The sequence below is a fragment of the Pelagicoccus mobilis genome (assembly GCF_016595505.1).
Classification (GTDB): domain Bacteria; phylum Verrucomicrobiota; class Verrucomicrobiia; order Opitutales; family Opitutaceae; genus Pelagicoccus; species Pelagicoccus mobilis.
In genome coordinates, this window is record NZ_JAENIL010000055.1 from 1 (window position 1) to 18,026 (window position 18,026).

15 protein-coding genes are annotated in these 18,026 nt (G+C 54.6%); 9 read left to right on the plus strand and 6 right to left on the minus strand.

What is annotated here, in order from left to right:
* Positions 1-217: 217 nt before the first annotated feature.
* The 4 genes from JIN87_RS22605 (at position 218) to JIN87_RS22620 (ending at position 5,756) form a co-directional block, all read left to right on the plus strand.
* A complete protein-coding gene (locus JIN87_RS22605) occupies positions 218-2,320 on the plus strand; it encodes an ATP-dependent DNA helicase (protein ID WP_200357906.1) in 2,103 nt (700 codons plus the stop codon).
* Between the two features lie 73 nt (positions 2,321-2,393).
* Positions 2,394-2,696, plus strand: coding sequence for a tetratricopeptide repeat protein (locus tag JIN87_RS22610; RefSeq protein ID WP_200357907.1), 303 nt, complete (start codon positions 2,394-2,396; stop codon positions 2,694-2,696).
* Between the two features lie 126 nt (positions 2,697-2,822).
* Complete coding sequence (locus JIN87_RS22615) at positions 2,823-3,308, plus strand: MerR family transcriptional regulator (RefSeq protein ID WP_200357908.1); 486 nt, start codon at positions 2,823-2,825, stop codon at positions 3,306-3,308.
* Positions 3,309-3,317: 9 nt separating this feature from the next.
* Positions 3,318-5,756: a VIT and vWA domain-containing protein gene (locus tag JIN87_RS22620; RefSeq protein WP_200357909.1), complete on the plus strand. Its 2,439-nt coding sequence runs from the start codon at positions 3,318-3,320 to the stop codon at positions 5,754-5,756.
* Positions 5,757-5,828: 72 nt separating this feature from the next.
* Here JIN87_RS22620 and map read toward each other — a convergent pair whose 3' ends face one another.
* The 5 genes from map to JIN87_RS22640 all read right to left on the minus strand — a co-directional run bounded on the left by map (position 5,829) and on the right by JIN87_RS22640 (position 12,344).
* Positions 5,829-6,575, minus strand: coding sequence for a type I methionyl aminopeptidase (map, locus tag JIN87_RS22625; protein WP_200357910.1), 747 nt, complete (start codon positions 6,573-6,575; stop codon positions 5,829-5,831).
* A gap of 89 nt (positions 6,576-6,664) precedes the next feature.
* A complete protein-coding gene (locus JIN87_RS28625) occupies positions 6,665-6,796 on the minus strand; it encodes a hypothetical protein (protein WP_267909437.1) in 132 nt (43 codons plus the stop codon).
* A 42-nt stretch (positions 6,797-6,838) separates the two neighbouring features.
* Positions 6,839-8,146, minus strand: a complete 1,308-nt coding sequence (locus tag JIN87_RS22630) for a TolC family protein (protein ID WP_200357911.1) — start codon at positions 8,144-8,146, stop codon at positions 6,839-6,841.
* 21 nt (positions 8,147-8,167) lie between these two features.
* Positions 8,168-11,224: an efflux RND transporter permease subunit gene (locus JIN87_RS22635; protein WP_200357912.1), complete on the minus strand. Its 3,057-nt coding sequence runs from the start codon at positions 11,222-11,224 to the stop codon at positions 8,168-8,170.
* 4 nt (positions 11,225-11,228) lie between these two features.
* The gene (locus tag JIN87_RS22640) at positions 11,229-12,344 is read right to left on the minus strand and encodes an efflux RND transporter periplasmic adaptor subunit (protein WP_200357913.1); all 1,116 of its coding nucleotides are present in this window, start codon (positions 12,342-12,344) and stop codon (positions 11,229-11,231) included.
* A 230-nt stretch (positions 12,345-12,574) separates the two neighbouring features.
* On the opposite strand from JIN87_RS22640, the gene JIN87_RS29100 reads away from it, so the two are divergent.
* The 4 genes from JIN87_RS29100 to JIN87_RS22660 all read left to right on the plus strand — a co-directional run bounded on the left by JIN87_RS29100 (position 12,575) and on the right by JIN87_RS22660 (position 16,429).
* Entirely contained in the window at positions 12,575-12,721 is a 147-nt protein-coding gene (locus tag JIN87_RS29100) for a TetR/AcrR family transcriptional regulator (RefSeq protein WP_200357914.1), read from the plus strand.
* 72 nt (positions 12,722-12,793) lie between these two features.
* Complete coding sequence (locus tag JIN87_RS22650; RefSeq protein ID WP_200357915.1) at positions 12,794-13,168, plus strand: TetR family transcriptional regulator C-terminal domain-containing protein; 375 nt, start codon at positions 12,794-12,796, stop codon at positions 13,166-13,168.
* Positions 13,169-13,301: 133 nt separating this feature from the next.
* Positions 13,302-15,215 (plus strand): FAD-dependent oxidoreductase, encoded by a 1,914-nt coding sequence (locus tag JIN87_RS22655; protein WP_200357916.1) that lies wholly within the window; start codon positions 13,302-13,304, stop codon positions 15,213-15,215.
* Positions 15,216-15,382: 167 nt separating this feature from the next.
* Complete coding sequence (locus JIN87_RS22660; protein ID WP_200357917.1) at positions 15,383-16,429, plus strand: hypothetical protein; 1,047 nt, start codon at positions 15,383-15,385, stop codon at positions 16,427-16,429.
* Between the two features lie 145 nt (positions 16,430-16,574).
* Here JIN87_RS22660 and JIN87_RS22665 read toward each other — a convergent pair whose 3' ends face one another.
* Positions 16,575-16,841 carry a hypothetical protein gene (locus JIN87_RS22665; protein WP_200357918.1) on the minus strand — a complete coding sequence of 89 codons (267 nt, stop codon included), beginning with the start codon at positions 16,839-16,841 and terminating at the stop codon, positions 16,575-16,577.
* Positions 16,842-16,868: 27 nt separating this feature from the next.
* Between JIN87_RS22665 and JIN87_RS22670 the strand changes: the two genes are divergently transcribed.
* Entirely contained in the window at positions 16,869-18,011 is a 1,143-nt protein-coding gene (locus JIN87_RS22670; protein ID WP_200357919.1) for a response regulator, read from the plus strand.
* Positions 18,012-18,026 lie beyond the last annotated feature (15 nt).

Genomic DNA, 18,026 nt, shown 5'->3' on the forward strand with positions numbered 1-18,026 from the left:
CGTTCGACATGAAACTGCGCAAAACCAACGCCCAATCGGGCGCTCGCAAAACGCACTAGAGGTAGTACCTGCTGCCCAAGGTTGCAGATTCTCTCGATTCAACGCCTTGCTCGGCTCCCCAAATAATCACGGCTGAGTTCTCCGATTGGTGGCAAATTTGCTCGACCCACCTCCTCCCAACAAAGACAACTAGCGGCGTCTTCCGAAAACGCCGCCTATGATCTCTCCCAACGACCGCGAAAGCGCCCCATCCCAAGTTTTCCTTCCGGAAATAATTGGGCGTGCCTTCGCCAAGGGCGGCTATCTGCAAACCGCTCTCCAGCTCGAACATCGCCCCCAGCAAGAGCAAATGGCCCGAGCCGTTGCCGCTGGCATGGAACTGGACGAGCCGCTCATTTTCGAAGCAGGAACCGGCGTCGGAAAATCGCTCGCCTACCTCCTCCCCGGGATCATCCACGCCACCGAAAGCCAACGCCCCTGCGTCGTCTCCTCCCACACCATTTCCCTCCAAGAGCAGCTGCAAAAGAAAGACCTCGAAATCTGCCGCACCCTCTTCCGCGGAATCCCAGAACTGGAAAAATACGCCGACTTCAAATCCGCCGTCCTCGTCGGCAAAGGCAACTACCTCTGCCCCACTCGACTCGCCAACGCAGTTCGCAACAAGACCGAACTCTTCCCAACCGAAGAAATGGAAGAGCTCAGCCGAATCGCCGCTTGGGCCGAATACACCAAAACCGGACTCCGCCAAGAACTGAATCCAATTCCCAACTACGATGTCTGGGAACAGGTCAATGCCGAGGGCTCCGCCTGTAATCGCAAGAATTGCGACCACAACAGCTGCCACTATCAGCGAGCACGAGCCGAGATGCGCAAAGCGCAAATCGTCATCGTCAACCACTCACTGCTCTTCGCCCTACTCAACGCGGGCGGGCTGGCCCCTGGAGCAAAAGGCATCCTTCTCCCCGACGACTTCCTCGTCATCGACGAAGCGCACACCACCGCCGAAGTCGCCACCGAACACTTTGGAGCCCGCATCAGCAGCTACGGCGTAGACCGCCAGCTCAAGATGCTCTTCAACCCGAAGCGGAAATCGGGCATCGTGCGCAAGTTCGCCCACCCAAAGCAAATCCAAGCGATCTTAGACGCCCAGGAGGCCTGCCAGGAATTCTTCGGCTACCTGATCGCCACACACCTAGCCAAGCACAAGATCGTCCGCATCTCCGAACTCGGCTGGTGCGAGCCTACTCTCCTAGGTCCGCTCAAAGCCTGCGTGCAAACAATGGACGGCATCCTCTCCAAGATCGAGGACGGTCCCATGCACGACGAGATCAAGGACCATCGCGGTCGTATCCACAGCTATTATACTGGCATCCGACGCTTCATCGATCTAGCCGAAGACGACCACGTTCATTGGATCGAAAAAAGCGGTCGTACCGGAAACATCTGTACTCTCCGCACCGCCCCCACCGACATCGCCCCTTACCTCCGAGAGGAGCTTTTCAACAAAGAGATCTCTGTCACCCTGACAAGCGCGACGCTCTCCATCGCCCGCGATATGCAGCCCTTCAAAGAGAAGATCGGCGCGGAAAACGAAACCTCAGAGATGGTCGACTCCCCCTTCGACTACGAGAACAACACCCGCATCTACGTTGCGACCGACGTTCCCGTCCCCTCGCCTCAAGACAAAACGTTAGCCATAGAGACACTCACCGACTATATTCGTTACTGCGTATCCAAAGTTTCAGGCGGCACACTCGTTCTCTTCACAAGCTACTCGGATCTCCGTAAAGTCTCCGACACCCTCGAAGCCGAGTTTCTGAAACAAGGCCGCCCATTCTTCGCCCAAGGCCAGGGCATGGGCCGCACCGACATGGCGAACGCCTTCCGCGAAGCAGGCAACGGCGTCCTCTTCGGCACCGACTCCTTCTGGACCGGCGTCGATGTACCAGGCCCCTCCCTTGAGCAAGTTATCATCACCCGCCTCCCCTTCGACGTGCCCACCCATCCAATACCCGAGGCTAAATCAGAGCTCATCAAAGAACGCGGCGGCAACCCCTTCGCCGAACTCAACCTCCCCGAAGCGCTCGTCAAATTCCGACAAGGCGTCGGACGCCTCATCCGCACCAAGAGCGACCAAGGAATCATTACCATCCTCGATTCCCGTATACTCCAAAAAAGCTACGGACGACAATTTCTACAAAGTCTCCCTAAACCCAAATTCATTCGCATCAGCAAAGTCGACCGCGACGAACGTTTCCAAGAAATCCACAGTCCCCTACCAGGCCGCCGCAACCTCGACCCAGATTCACCGAACAGGTAATAATTTTCCCACGAAGATCACTAATAAATAAACTTCGTGCCCCTTAGTGTCCTTCGTGGGCAGAGCACATTCCATGAAAATCGAACGCTTCCAGACACTCGTATCCAAGAACCCAGACAACGAACTCTTCCGCTTTTCCCTCGCCCAGGCGCTTATCGACGACGAACGCCACGAAGAAGCTATCGAGCAGCTCGACTTCTGCATCAACAAAAAGGACGACTGGATGATGGCCGAAATCCTCAAAGGCAAATCCCTCCTCGCCCTCTCCCGCCCCGCCGACGCCAAGCCCGTCCTCGAACGAGCCCTTCATCTCGCAGTCGACCAGCACCACGAAGCTCCCGAAGCCGAAGTCCGAAAACTCCTAGAGAGCCTGTAAGGTAGCGGCCATCGTCCCCGATGGTCACCCAGCAACCCAGCCGAAAGAAAACGGGTTAGCCCCCTTTCCAAGAAAAGGCAGTGGCACAATTTGACAGTAACACTGTTTTGTGTCTTTATAGCTGTCATGAATTTCAAAACTGTCGAAGAACTAGCATCCGCCGTAAACGACTGGTGCCAGCAAAACCAGGTAAGTCCGGCGAGTGGACAGGCATCAAACACTACCACCGCACGAACCGTGCGCTACTACCGCTCGCAATCTCTAGTCGATGCTCCGCTCAGGAATTCGGAGGAACCATACGATGAAAAGCATTACCTCCAACTGATAGCAGTACGCCTTCTGCAAGCGAAAGGACTACCTCTCTCCAGAATTCAGGAACTGCTCATCGGTCGAAAAATAACAGACCTTCGTCGCATCCAAAAACAAGGCCTCAAGGAAATCGAGTCCACCTCAAGTGATCGACTCCCAGCACTAAGCACCTCTGAAACGTGGCGGATGATTCCCCTCAATGAGGACTGGCTCATTGCTTCCCGTCGCGATCGCGCCCTTTCGCCCGAGCAAATCTCCGCCATCCGAGCGATTTTGACTCCGACCCCCACCAACTCCAACTAAGTATAGACAATGCCAAACCGCCACATTCGACTCAGTAACACCGAGGAAGACTTCGGCCTTATAGCCTGGCTGGAAGGAACTCGATTCAAGCTCCCTCTCAAAGCCGTCGATGTTCGCTTCAATATCGCCGACGCCTTCGCCAAGGTCGAAATAGATTCCGTCTTCCTCAACTCTCAAGACTCCGCGCTCGATGTCTCCTACCTGTTCCCCCTTCCCTGCGACGCCAGCGTCTACCGCTGCGAACTGATTGCCGACGGGAGAACGATCAAAGCCATCGTACAGAAAGAAGAACATGCCCGAGCCATGTTCGAAAAAGCAAAAGCCGAGGGACACCGAGCCGCACTCATCGAGTATCGTCGCGACAACCTATTCAACCTAAGCCTTGGCAATGTTCAGGCCAATGAAGTCGTCGTGCTGCGTCTCGCATACATACAAGAGCTCGAAACAGCAGTCAAAAGCACCTCACTCAGAATTCCCCTCAACCCCTGTTCACGCTACGTGCCTGGTAAACCGCTCCTTCGCAGCAACCAAGGGTCAGGTTCTGCTGACGATACCGACGAAGTGCCGGATGCATCACTCGTCTCCCCTCCTCGAATCGATCAACTTCATCCCGATGCCGCAACTCTACGAATAACGGGAAGATTCCCCAAAGGGGCCATTTCAGTGGATACACTTCACTCTCCCAGTCACTGTATCGTCACGCGTTCAGCAGACTTCCCTTGCGTCAGCTTGGCGACCGACTCCGAGATTCCAGATCGCGAATTTGTACTACGCTGGGAAGAACCAAAACTTCTAGCCGGCACTTCGACACTTCTTTGCTCGTCTGAAGCAGATTCGTCTCCTGGATACCTCACCATAATGCCACCACCTCTCGAAGCGGATGATCTCCATGTTGAACCACGTTCGATCTGGTTCCTCCTAGATTGCTCGGGGTCGATGTCAGGAGCCAAGTGGGAAAACACCTGCAAAGCCCTTATCGCAGCAGTGCAAAAGCTGTCCCACCACGATAGAGTCAGTATCGCCTTGTTCGATACATACGTACGTCACTTCGCTGAAAAACCACTATCCCCCGACCAACTTCTTAAAGATCCCAACTTCAAGAACATAGTTTCACTTTTCACTGGAGGCGGCACCCATCTCCTTTCCGCCATCCAATCAGTACTGACTCAACGAACCCATGCAGGAGATCCGACCCTCGAGGATCATCTCGTCATAATCACCGATGGCGAAGTAGGCAACGAACGGGCCATTCGACAAGAACTCGCAAACTCCGAGAAAGCCCTATTCGTGCACACAATCGGGATTGCTCTCAATCCCAACGACAGCCTTCTCAAGCCGCTAGCCAAAGATCACGGCGGACAGTGCATGATCCTCTCCCCTCAAGAATCAATCGAGGAAGCGGTTGAACTCATACTTTTGGGAACAGGCCAGAGCTCCTTAACCGACCTTAAAGCATCTGACAACGTTACTCCTATAGGAGGCCTCCCAAATCGCTTGTATCCAAACCTACCTCACAAAATTCCCGTAACCGTTCATCAAGCAAACAAGACACGGCTAAACGCAACCACCGCAGATCGAAGAGACTGGCAGAACACCCCAGTACTACTCTCTGGAGACGAAGAACTCCTACGCTTAACCCAAGCCAGAAAGGAAATTGATCTGTTCCTAAAAGCAAGGAGCACAGCCTCTGCCATAAGAATCGCCCGGAAACACAATCTCCTCTGCGAAGGGGCCTCATTCGTCGCCATCGACCAAGAGTCGAAAGCTACGATCGCTACCGAAACCTTCGAGCAACCTTCAATCGAAGAACCCTTTGGCTTCGGCTCCGGCGGTACAGATTTTTGCGCCTCACCGAGCCGGCCAAACATCAGAGCTTCCATTGCCGCGCCATCAATGCGCTTCGGATCAGAAAACGAGGAAGACCTCCACATATCGGAAGTTCCCCCAAGCAAAGACGACTCACCAAAAGTAGAAGGCTTCGACTGGCTACGATGGGTCAGGAATTTGACTGAACGAATCGAAGAATCCAATTCCGGTGAACTAAACTTCAACACGTTGATCAGCGAAGTAGCTCAGCTCCTCGAGGAAGCAACGAGCGAGTTCTCGCTCAAACCAGAAGCTGCACCCAAGCTGCTCGCGCTCCATTGGGCCAACGAAATGAAATGCGCTCGGACAGCCATCACCCAAATAGATGAACGCTGTCCTGAAGTCTCAAAAACGCTCGTACAAATCGGAAACCAACACGACACAACCGACCAAGAAACACCCGATTGGCTGGAACAAAATCCGGAACTGGAATCTCACTACCACGACTTCCAAAAAGAGGTAACCGCTTATCGAAAAATAAGGGAGCTCCTGAAATCGAACCACTTCGTCTTAAGCAGACTAGACGACCTGCGCGTATCCATACTCACGCAGTCTCTACTGACTAGCAAAGCGACACCTTAGCCGACAAAGGCCCAACCTCCTGATCTTCCAATGGGCCGCCAGCTTTTTGGCGGCCTTATTGCGTAGCAGAAGCTACGCAGCCGTCAGCACGATCGGTTCGCCACGCGTGATAATAATCGTGTGCTCGAATTGGGCCGTCAAATTGCCGGGCTTGGTCATAACTGTCCAGCCATCGCCCTTGTCGAAAACTCGCTTAGGTCCCGTCGACAAAAAGGGTTCAATCGTCAAAACAGTACCCTCCACAAAGCGTCGCTCGTCTCTCCGATCACCCCAACAGGGAATATTCTGCGGCTCCTCGTGCAAATGCCTGCCCACTCCGTGACCCACAAGATTCTCGATCACAGAGAATCCGTACTTTTGCGCCACTTTACGAACCGCCTTTTCCACGTCTCGGATCCTCCTTCCATGCCGAGCCACCTTTAGCGCTTCAGCAAGGGCCTGCTTAGACGCACGACACAAGCGCTCTGCCTTTCGGTTTCCTGCTCCGACAGGCATCGTATATCCTGTATCCGAGAAATAACCACCGAGCTCAGCCGAGATATCGATGTTCACCAAATCGCCATCTCGGATTATCCGATCACTCGGCATCCCATGGGCGACCTCTTCGTTTATGCTAATCATCGTCGCGTACGGAAACCCATAACAAAGCTTCGGAGCCGGCTTAGCCCCATGCCGCTTCAATACGGCAGCTCCAATCGCATCCAATTCTAACGTAGTCATCCCTGGCTTCAGTCGATCAAACATCGTCCGTAGCGCCTCAACCACAGCCGCGCTCACTCGCTTCAACCCCTCTATATCCTCACTTCCCTCAACTGACATGAACCCAAGCAAAAACAATTGTCACCAAGCCACAACGACAAAGAAGCCGGCTAGCGCCACTACCAAGTTAAAGCATCGTAAAACAACAGTCACACTCCCACCCCACTAGCAGCATCAGCATCTTCCGGGTCGCCTTTCACGAAGCAGACCGAACAGATCCCTTCTTCCGAAGAGAGATTCATCAAAAGGTCGCGACCGGAGGTTGCGCCAGACAAAGCCATGGACGGCTCCTTCGCTCAACCGAGTCGATAGTATCCTCTCAACTATAAGGCCTTATCCAAATCCCCGGTAGCGCTCGCGTACCGAAACCGACCTTGCTCTAGCAAAAGCTGAGCATCCGTCCGATTCGTCTCCGCTGATGCCAGCCCCAGCTGGGCTTCGATCAGTTCCCGGTTATCGCCGGCGCCGTTCTGGAAACGATCCAGCGCGAATTCGAAAGTCGCTTTGGCCAACTCCAGAGACTCTTCGGCCAACCCAAGGCTAGACTCAGCCTCTTGCAAGCGCTTCGCCGATATATCCACTTCGCTGCGGACACTCCGCTCGAGTTCTCGTATCCGAAATTCAGTGGCAGCAAGATGCGATTCAGCCATCGCCTTTTCCGCTCTATTCTTTCCTCCCTCCCAGATAGGCACCGAAAACGCGAGCCCCACAGTCCAATTCTCCTCCTCTTCTCCATCGAGAGCCTCTTCAGTCACATACCCATAATCTCCATACGCATTGAGCGTCGGCAAGCGTTGCCATTCAGCGGCCTTCACGAGAAGGCGAGCACGGTCCTCCTCTGTCAGACGTGCCAAGTAGTCCTCTCTCTGCATCAACATCGCTTTGTAATCGGGAGCACCAATTGGTTCGAGCTGCAACGACTCCACGGGCAACAACTCTAGGCCCAGCTCCAGATCAATCCCTAACAAAAGCTTCAGCAAATGCTCGCTCTCAAAAACCAGGGTCTCCCTCGCAACCACAACCTGCTTCGCGCTACTGACCTCCAACCTTGCTCGCATAAGATCGATCCGGTTGGCCGCTCCCGCTTCTACCCGCTTCTCCGTTATTACGCTCAACTCTTCCGCACGACTCAGAGCTTCCTCGCCGAGCGACAAAGACCGTCGGGCCCGCATCGCTCCCAAATAAGCCTCCGCCACTGCTAGCTTGATGTCCTCCAGCGCCGCCTGGTATTCGAACTCAGAGATCTGGCTCGCGTACTTGCTATCCCGATACGCGGCAATGCTCACGAGATCGATCAGAGGTACGTCGACAGCCACCCCCGCATTAAACCGATTAAACGGATCGCTCTGCCGAGAAACTCCAAACTCCTCCAACCCAAGTCCCACCGTAACCGACTGGTTGCGCGACTGACCTGCTACCGCCTTTACATTCGGCAACAGGCCAGCGCGTGCCCGCCTCACACTTTCCACTGCCTGCTCCAACCCTTCTCGAGCAGCAAGCAAACTCAAATTTGTATTCTCCACTTCCGCCAACGCGGTCGGCAATGAAAGGACACGCTTTTCAGCCCCAAATGCTGCCGGCGACACAACAAGCATCGCCAGCAGCAACCTACCCCATATAAAATTTCTCATAGCGACCTACCTCGAACTCAGTTAAACAGTCACCGTCTCCGATCTTCCAATACGGAAAAGAATCGAATAAATCGCTGGCACCGCGATCAAGGTAAGCAGGGTCGCAAACGCCAAGCCAGCCATGATCGTAACCGCCATCCCCACGAAAAACGCATCAAAGACAAGCGGAGCCATCCCTAAGATCGTGGTCACAGAAGCCAAGATCACAGGACGTGCCCTGCTCACGCTCGCATCTACCAACGCATCGTAGCGGGGTTGCCCCTCTCCGATCCGAGCATCGATCTCATCTACCAGCACAATGCTGTTTTTCAGCAACATGCCAGTGAGGCTGATCATCCCTAGCAACGCCATGAATCCAAACGCGACTCCCGTCCCCAATAGTCCAAGCGTCACTCCGATGATCGACATCGGCACCACGCTCCAAACCACTATCGGCTGGCGAACCTTTCCGAATAAAAGAACGACAACAACCAACATTCCGATGTACCCCAATGGAAGCCCCTTAAACAATGCGGTCTGCGCTTCCGTAGAGCTCTCGTACTCTCCGCCCCACTCCAGCCTGTATCCATCGGGCAACTGCAACCGCTCCACTTCGGGACGTACTCTCGCGAAGGCCGAGCTCGCTAAAACACCAGCCACCGGCTCTGCCTCCACGGTTAAGGTACGCTCGCGATTTTTCCGGCGAATCAAGCCCTCTTGGCTCTTTAGCTCCATTCCAGAGATTACACTTTCGAGCGGCACCCAACCATTGCGTCCAGGACTCCAGATCAAACGGTTATTCATGTCGCGCGGGTCTATGCGATCCGCTTCCGGTAAACGTACACGAACCGGAATCAGCTCATCGTCTTCACGATACACGCCAAACACGCTCCCCTCGCTCAGCATTTTCATCTGCGCCGCAAAGCGAGCCCGCGACAAGCCCTGCAACTGAGCTCGATCAACGTCGAACTCTGGCACGAGTACCGTTTCCAATTCCCTCCAGTTCGTCCGAACTGCTTCCAACTGCGCATCCTCTACAAAAACGCTCTGAATTCGATCCGATATCTCACGTAGTTTGACAGTATCCGGACCGATGATACGCGCTTCAATCTTAGCCCCGCCACCCGGACCTAGCCGAACCCGCTCCGTCTTCATAAATAGGGCTGGATTTATCTTCGCGATCTTTGGCTTTATGTCTGCGATCAAGCCTTCAATTTCCAACACGTCATGTGTCCGAATGATGAACTGCATATAGCTCGGATCGGGTTGTTCAGGAGCATACACCAACATAAAACGCTGAGCCCCCGCCCCAACAAGAGTCGTCACATCGTCGACACGCTCGTCCGCCATCAGCACCTGCTCTACTTCGCAGGCGATCTCGTCAGTTGCCCGGATATCAGCGCCATAAGGTTGCCAAACGTTCAGATAAAAGACAGGCGTATTCGAATCCGGGAAAAAGCTCTGCTTTACGAATCTGAAACCGACTAGGCTCCCCATAGCCATCAAGCCAAGAGCCAGAACCGTGAGAATCCGGAAGCGAAGCGATATACCCAAGATCGACTTGTAAACTGAATACAGAATCCCCTTGTACGGATCTACCTCATCCTCCTGAGCGTCAGGCTTCTTGAGAATATAGTTACCCAGCAACGGAGTCACTGTCACCGCGAAAACCCAGCTCAACATCAACGAGACCGCGATGACCACGAAAAGCGAAAACGTGAACTCACCCGTAGCATCCTGAGAAAGCCCGATGCCCGAAAAAGCCAAAATACCGACCACAGTCGCGCCAATCAGCGGCAGCCACGTCGAGCGCACTGCCGCGCTCGCTGCCTCAAGCTTATCCATCCCTTTCTGCACACGTACCAGCATCCCCTCAGCCACGACGATCGCGTTATCGACTAGCATTCCCATGGCGATGATGAGGGCTCCAAGCGAGATACGCTCCATCTCGATTCCCAGTATGTTCATTCCGAATACAGTCGCCGCTACAGTAAGGAAAAGCACCCCTCCCACCACAAGACCGGAACGCCACCCCATGAAAACGCAAAGCACGCCCACTACGATGACCACCGACATTGCCAAATTCAGCACGAAGCCGGTAACCGCTTTGTCCACCACCGCATGTTGCTCGTATATCGGAGAGATATCGATCCCCTCCGGGCGCTCGTTCTCCAGCTCAGCGATACGAGCTTCCACTCGCTTGCCCACCTCGACGATGTTTACCTTCGAGCGACCCGCGACTCCCAAGAGAATCGTATTGTCTCCATTAAAACGAACAATGCGCGTAGGACGTTCTTCATATCCACGGCTCACCTCCGCCACGTCGCCAAGCTTCAAATACGCCTCGCCCGCCTTCCGCCCGATCGGCAGGTCCGCTAGCTCCTCCACATCACGGTACATGCCTGTTGGCTGAAGACGAGCGAAACGCCCTCCTACTTGAAATCCTCCCGCATCGGTCACTGCATTCTGAGTGGTGATGCCACTTAAAAGCTCTTCCGGGCTAAGACCGAAAGTCGCCATCTGCTCCGGCGAAATATCCACATGCAACTCTTCCGAGATATCGCCCAGAATCTGCACATCAGCCACATCCTGCACCTGCATCAGCTGCGTCTTCAACCGCTTCACGTAACGGTGCAAACTCGCGTAGTCCACCCGCTCGCTACTCACCGCATAGAGCAACCCGTACACGTCTCCAAAGTCGTCGTTTACCAAGGTCGGTCGCACTCCCGGTGGCAACATCGGCTGGATGTCGCCCACCTTACGCCGAAGCTCGTCCCAAATCTGAGGAATATCATCCGGCCCAGCCGTCCACAATAGCTCCACTTCGATCACCGAACGCCCCGCATAGGATCGCGAACGGATTTCCTTAACGGAACCGAGACGCTGAATCTCCGCCTCGATCTTGTCGGTCACCTCTCGCTCCACCTCTTCCGCGCTCGCGCCTGGATACAGAGTGAAGACCACCGCCTCCTTGATCGTGAACGCCGGATCCTCCAAGCGGCCTACCTTGAGAAAGCCCCAATAGCCCCCCAGCAGAGACGCCACGATCAGCAGCCAGGTCAAAACCGGCTTCTGAATTGAAACTCTTGCGAAATCCATCGTCCTAGGCGTCTCGAAGAGCCACCACTTGAGTGTCGTTTCGCAGCATCGTGGATCCGCTAGTGACCACCCGGTCCCCAACTTCAAGTCCACCTACGATCTCAACCATCAGGCCAGCCACTTGACCGACCTCCACCTTACGCGAAACCGCTTCACTCGCCCCTTCAGCAAGCAGCCAAACGGAAAATCCACCCACAGGATCCGCTACCAAGGCGTCGCTTGGAATCTCCACAGGCAAGTCGCTCAACATCCCAAGACGCTCGATCACCGACAAACGAACCGGAGCTCCCGGCAGCATTGTCACTTGCCGATTCGACTCCACAACGAAGGTCACGCGATACGCCCCGCTCAACGGGTCCGGCGTCGTCGAATAGTCCTTCAGCGAGAGCCCAGAACCGCGCAACGCCCCATCCGCAATCCGCACCGCGGAATCACCACTTTCGACCCCCGCCAACAGGCGAGTCAATTGTACCTCCGTCCGGAAGAAATCCACCTCGGTCTCGCCCGCCTCCTGGAAAACCAGCACCGGCATGCCCGGTCCAACAAAACTTCCCTTCTCCACATGCTTGGCCGCAAGCTTCCCGTCAAACGGAGCCAACAACACGCTATCGTCCAAATCCTCTTGAGCCCGCTCACGTGCGATTCGAGCCAGTACGGTGGCATTCTCCACCCGGTCGAATTCGGCCTGAGTCGAACTCCCCCCCGCTAGCAAGGCACGCATACGCCCGAGTTCCTTCTCCGCGTATACCAGACGCTGTTCAGCTTCCGCCAATGCAAGTTCGTAACGCCTCGAATCCAAACGCCCGAGCTCCTCCCCTGCCTTAAAAAAAGTACCTGTCGAATCCGCGATGCTCACGATCCGACCAGCGAGCTCAAAACCGAGCTCCACTTCCTTGGGAGCCCTAACTCGCCCGACAAACTCTCCCTCGCGCACCTCCAACGCCCTTTCGACGGTAAAGGTCTCCACCAGCCTCACAGGCGTTTCGGGCACGTCCACCGCCTGCGAATCCGCGCAGCCAGCGATGAACAAGCCCGCGGCAGCGAATCCCGCTACTCCTAAAAACTTGGCTCCGACACTCCACCAGCCACCAGCGACGACATTGCGAACGTTCCATTTCATTTCGAATTCCTCTGTTTTGATTAGTTCAAGCATCCTACTTTGCCCCACAGAAAACAGTATGGAACAAAGCCTACCTTTAGTAGTACGAACGTTCTATCTATTTACTGCAACCTCCGTCAAGTCTTTCATAGAATATTCATTCTATCTTAAGAAACGCCTAAACATGTGTAATAATCGGGCTAACAAATTAAACTTGCCTCACATTCGTAGAACCCGCGTTCTAATATTCGATGAGATCCGTTGACCCAACTCTAGTAAGCGAACGCCGCCGGCAGATCCTCGAAGCCGCCCTGTTCTGCTTTCGCGAGAAAGGGTTTCACGGAGCGTCCATGTCCTCCATCTGCAAAAAGGCGCAGATGAGCCCGGGCCACCTCTAGCACTATTTCAAGAGCAAGAACGACCTCATCAAGTCCATCGTCGAGTCCGACTCCGCCTACCATGAGGAAAAGATGGCCTCGCTTGTAGAAGGCGGAAACACCCTCGAAGTCATGCTCTCGCGCATCGAGGAGATTTGGCAGAAAGACAAGGATCTCGACGCCGCTCTCTACTCCGAGATCATGGCCGAAGCCAGTCGCAGCTCTGAAGCGGCAGCGATTATCCGCCAACACGAGATACGCCTGCGCGAACGTTTCGCAAAGGTCATCGCCCACGGCCAAGAGCAAGGCACGATCGACAAAGAAATCGACGCCCACGGCTTCGCCACCGTCATTGTGGCTGCCGTGACGGGACTCCGTATCGCCGATCAAGCGGGCACTCTGCTCGACCGAACGCCCGCCACTCAAGCGCTCGCCACCATCGTCAGCCGCACGCTTCTCCCTAAATAGGAAGCGTCTCGCACAGCTTCTTCCACGGGCGAAAGACTCGCCCTTACGGTCAACCGTTGACTCTTCTCGACCTCGCTCCAAAGCGCTGCCTTAGAAGACTGAAGCTTCACCCCACTACAAACGCTACACCTCAATGAATCTACACCGCAGAGAATTCATCGGTAAGCTGGGCATGGCCTCAGCTGCCTCTATCCTAGCCACTCACCCCCTTTTCGGAAAAAAGGCTAAGTCCACCGACAATCAGTCGGTACTCGTCGAAACCGCCCACTTTTCCAACACCGGAGGCTGGAGCCTCGACAACCAATTCGAAACCCACCTCGGATTCAGCTACCTCTTGGCACACGGCATGGGCAAACCGGTCGCAAATGCCAGCGGCGAAATCCGCTTCCCCCAAGCCGGGAAATACAAAGTCTGGGTTCTCACCAAAGACTGGTGCCAGGGCGAATGGGATGCACCCGGCCAATTCAAAGTCCTCCTCGGCGGCAAAGCCCTCAAAACAACCTTCGGAACCGAGGCCGGATGGGCATGGCAAAACGGCGGAACAGTAAACGTATCCAAATCCCAACTCTCGTCTAAGGTAGAACTCCAGGATCTCACCGGTTTCGACGGACGTTGTTCCGCCATCTACTTCACGCTTGATCAAAGCGAGCAACCGCCCATCGAGCGCAAAACCCTCCCCGCATGGAGACGTAAGAAAGCCGGGCTTCCCGAACAAGCGGAGGAATACGGCGAATACGACGTCGTCATCGTAGGCGGCGGCATCACCGGTTGCGCCGCCGCCCTGGCAGCCGACAAGCAAGGCCTCAAAACCGCCCTCATCCAAAACCGCCCCGTTCTCGGCGGGAACGCCAGCAGCGAAATCCGAGTCCACACCCTCGGCATATACGGTTACTGCAAAGACATTCTCTCGAAGATTGACACGCCACACTACCCGAATGGAGACGCCGAAGCCATTCCCGCTCAGGAACGCAGAGAACAGAACATGGCGGCGGCTAAGAACGTCGAAATCCTCACCAACCACACGATGATGTCCCTTCAGAAGAAGGGCAACCGAATCGTATCCGTCGACGCAGTACAATCCGCCAACGGAATCCTCCGTCGCTTCCGAGCTCCTCAGTTCATCGACTGCACCGGTGACGGCTGGCTAGGAGCCATGTCAGGAGCCGAATTCCGCTACGGCCGCGAAAGAGCGGACGAGCATGACGAAGCTTGGGACGAACATGGCGAGCTCTGGGCCCCCTCAAAGGAACGCGACAACCGCGTGATGGGAACCAGCCTCCTTTGGTACACCAAAGAAACCAACAAGCGGGTGAACTTCCCATCGATCCCCTGGGCAAAGGCGGTCGCGAAGAATCACATCTCCCCCAAGGGCGAATGGCAATGGGAGTACTCCAACAACGACCTCAATCAAGTCGACGACGCCGAAGAAATCCGCGACCACATGCTTCGCGCGATCTACGGCACCTATTCCAACACGATCAAACGCCGCCAATACGCCAACCTCGAACTCGACTGGGTTTCCTACGTCGGCGGCAAGCGCGAGTCACGCCGCATCATTGGCGACCACATCTTCAGCGGATCCGACGCCCGCGACTCTATCGAGTTCCCAGACACAGTTGTGATCGAAAGTCGAAGCATCGACGTTCACTATCAGGAAAAGGAAATCGGCCGCGAGGAAGATTTCCTCTCAGAAGCGCTCTTCCAGAGGCCAAAGAACGGCTACTACTACATTCCATACCGCTCACTCTATTCAAAAGACGTTGCCAACCTGCAAATGGCAGGGCGTTGCTTCAGCTGTACACACATAGGTCTCGGAGGTCCCCGCGTCATGAATACATGCGGACAAATGGGAGTCGCCACAGGCTACGCCGCGTACTTGGCGAAAAAGCATGGAGCAGATCCCCGCGAAATCGGCAAAAAGCACCTTGTCGAACTCCGCAAGCTTTGTGGCTATCCAACAGACGAGCCACCCGCTCTCACGCCCCACCAAGAGAAGCGAGCCCGCGAGCGAGCCCTCAAAAAGGAAGCTCAAAGGAAGACAACATAGTCGCTCAATCAAGAGCCTGTTGTCATGAGTAAATACGAATGACACCTGTTCGCAGAAGGCGACCTGACAATAGTACTTTGTCAGGATCCGCATACGCGGATACAGGTCGACTGCGTCGATTAGGTTTCGATTGAATGTTTGGGGTAATCGATTAGATACGTGTTCCAATGAAGCACTACGTCAACATTAGCCTACTCTTTGCGTTCGCGATCTTGATAGCCAGCGCCGTGCTTCGCTTCACTGAAGCATTCAGCATTATCACTACCCGAGTACACATCGTATTCGGGCTGATGATACTTCTGCTTGTTGGGCTTCATCTGTCTTCACGTTTCAATTACCTCGCACGCGCTATCGTCTATCCGCGACGAAAAGCCGACAGGGCTCCCACCCGTGCAAAACTGCTCGCCCTGCCCGTCCTAAGCTGCGGATACCTCCTTTTCGCCTGCTTCCTCAATTGGTGGCCCGTACCGCAATTAATCTCACTTGGCTACGAAGCGCGTCATAGGGCGATCATCTTCCGCCCTGAAGAAGGTACCGCCATCCGCCCGATCGACAATGGGATCCAACTCAAACGCCAAGGGCAGAACGACATATCCCTCTCCATCGAAGTCGAATGGGGTCCTGCCTTCGATCCAAGCGCCCGCTTCCCTGCCCCTTTCAACAACGCCCGTCCACAGATCGCGATCTGGGCCGAGTCATCCGCTGGCGCCTTGATCGAAACCTTCTTCGTCTCCGAAGAGAGCGCCTTCACCGAGAACCTCGATTGGGCCGGAACCGAAAAACGCCGCGTCGACATTCTCCCAGTTTGGCGACGCCAGTTCACCTTTGTTTCCGGAGTCGACCCAGACGGCAAAGTAGATGCCTATTCTGGCGCGACCCCCGAGCATAGCTTCTCAGTCGATAACTATATCGGCGACGATCCCAAAGGCTTCTATTTGAGCGTAGAAGTCAACGCACCCAACGACCCCAACAAATACTATCACTCAAATCAGGCCCCTGAAAACGACGGGTATTCACTTCCTGGAGTCGGCCAGCCTTCCCTCTACTACAGCGCCTTTATCGACCCTGAGGATCCCAAGGACTACTACCTGATGGAGTACGTTGGCCACGGCGGCACCAACAACCAAGACGGCGATCTCAATTACGATTCCAAACACATAACCTCCGCCCACGACCTAATAGAGAAGATCCTGGTGAATGTACGCCGGAAGTAGCGTACGTAGCGCGGAGCTTTAGCCCGCGTCTCCAGTGCAAGACCCAGTCCCAGATGACGCGGGCTAAAGCGCCGCGCTACCACACGAAAAAGCCCCCGCTTGCCTACAGCGGGGGCCCAATCAAACCTAGCTCGGTTTTACCTAACTAGAAACGGAATGTGTTCGTGAGATAGAACTCTTGAGCATTCGGTATACGGATTCTGGATATGCCACCGTCCGCATCAGCACGTACCGGAATATCATCGTTACCGTCCGCACGGTAGAGATTTCGAGCATTGAACTGGATGATCCAGTCAATCTTTTCGTCGAAGATCTTCTTGCCATAACGTACGAACAGATCGGCGTTCAGTGAGTCTGGTCCCATGATCGGATTCTCAACATCTGGGATCACATCACCATCTTCATTGAGCATGTTCGGGTAACCAATCGCGACGTCGTCTTGATAACGAACTGGAGTACCGAAGGTGAGGCCCTTCAGCTAGACGTATCCGACAACGGGATCGGCATACCCAAAGAAAAGATTCCAAATGTAACAGACCCGTTCTATAGAGCCGATTACAACCTAGGCGACCAGGGCAGCTCTGGCATAGGACTCGCCTTGGTGTCAGGCCTCGTTCAGGTATGGGGAGGACACATTCAAATCGAAAGCGAAACGGGTGGACCCAAGCGAGGTACCGCCGTCACGATCAATCTTCCGCTCAACCTGTTCAAAGGTTCGATCGCAAATCCAGAATTCAATTCAGTCGCGCCAGAACCCGAAGAGTTAAACGAGCAAGAGCTTCAAGAGGAAACCGTATCCAAACCAAGCATACTCGTAGTCGAAGACAACCCAGACGTCTTGAAGTTTCTGAAGGACGAAATTTCCGAGCATTTCGAGGTACGCTCCGCAGAGAACGGAATTGAAGGCTTGGAAAAGATCAGCGAATCGCACCCCGATCTAATCGTAACAGATGTAATGATGCCAGAAATGGACGGCATCGAGTTTTGTAGAAAAATCCGGGAAGACAACGAGACCTGCCACATTCCGGTGATCATCCTCACCGCTCGAACCGCAGACGAGCATTACATCGAGGGCATCGAAACGGGAGCAGACGAATACTTCTCGAAGCCAGTCCGTGCCGAACTCCTAATTGCCCGTATCCACAATCTACTCAACTCCCGTCAACGCCTGAGAGATCGCTTCACCGAGCAAGTCCTCGTCGAACCCCAAAGCGTCACAGTCGTGTCCTCAGACAAACTCTTTTTGGAAAGAGCCATCAAAACACTGGAAGACAACATGCAGACCGAAGGCTACGACGTGGAAGCCTTCGCGAACGATCTCAAGATGAGCCGAGTCACCCTCTATCGTAAGCTCAAAGCGATAACAGGAATGCCAACCGTAGACTTCATTCGAACCATGCGACTGAAACGGGCCGCTCAACTCCTGAAAGCAACGGACCTACCCATAGGAGAAATCCTCATCCAAGCGGGCTACTACGACGCCAGCAGCTTCAGCAGAGCCTTCAAAAAGGAGTTCGACATGACTCCTACCCAATACCGCTACAAAGGATCAGAAAGCCTAGAAACAAGCCCACGCGCTTAAAAACCAGCTTTCGCT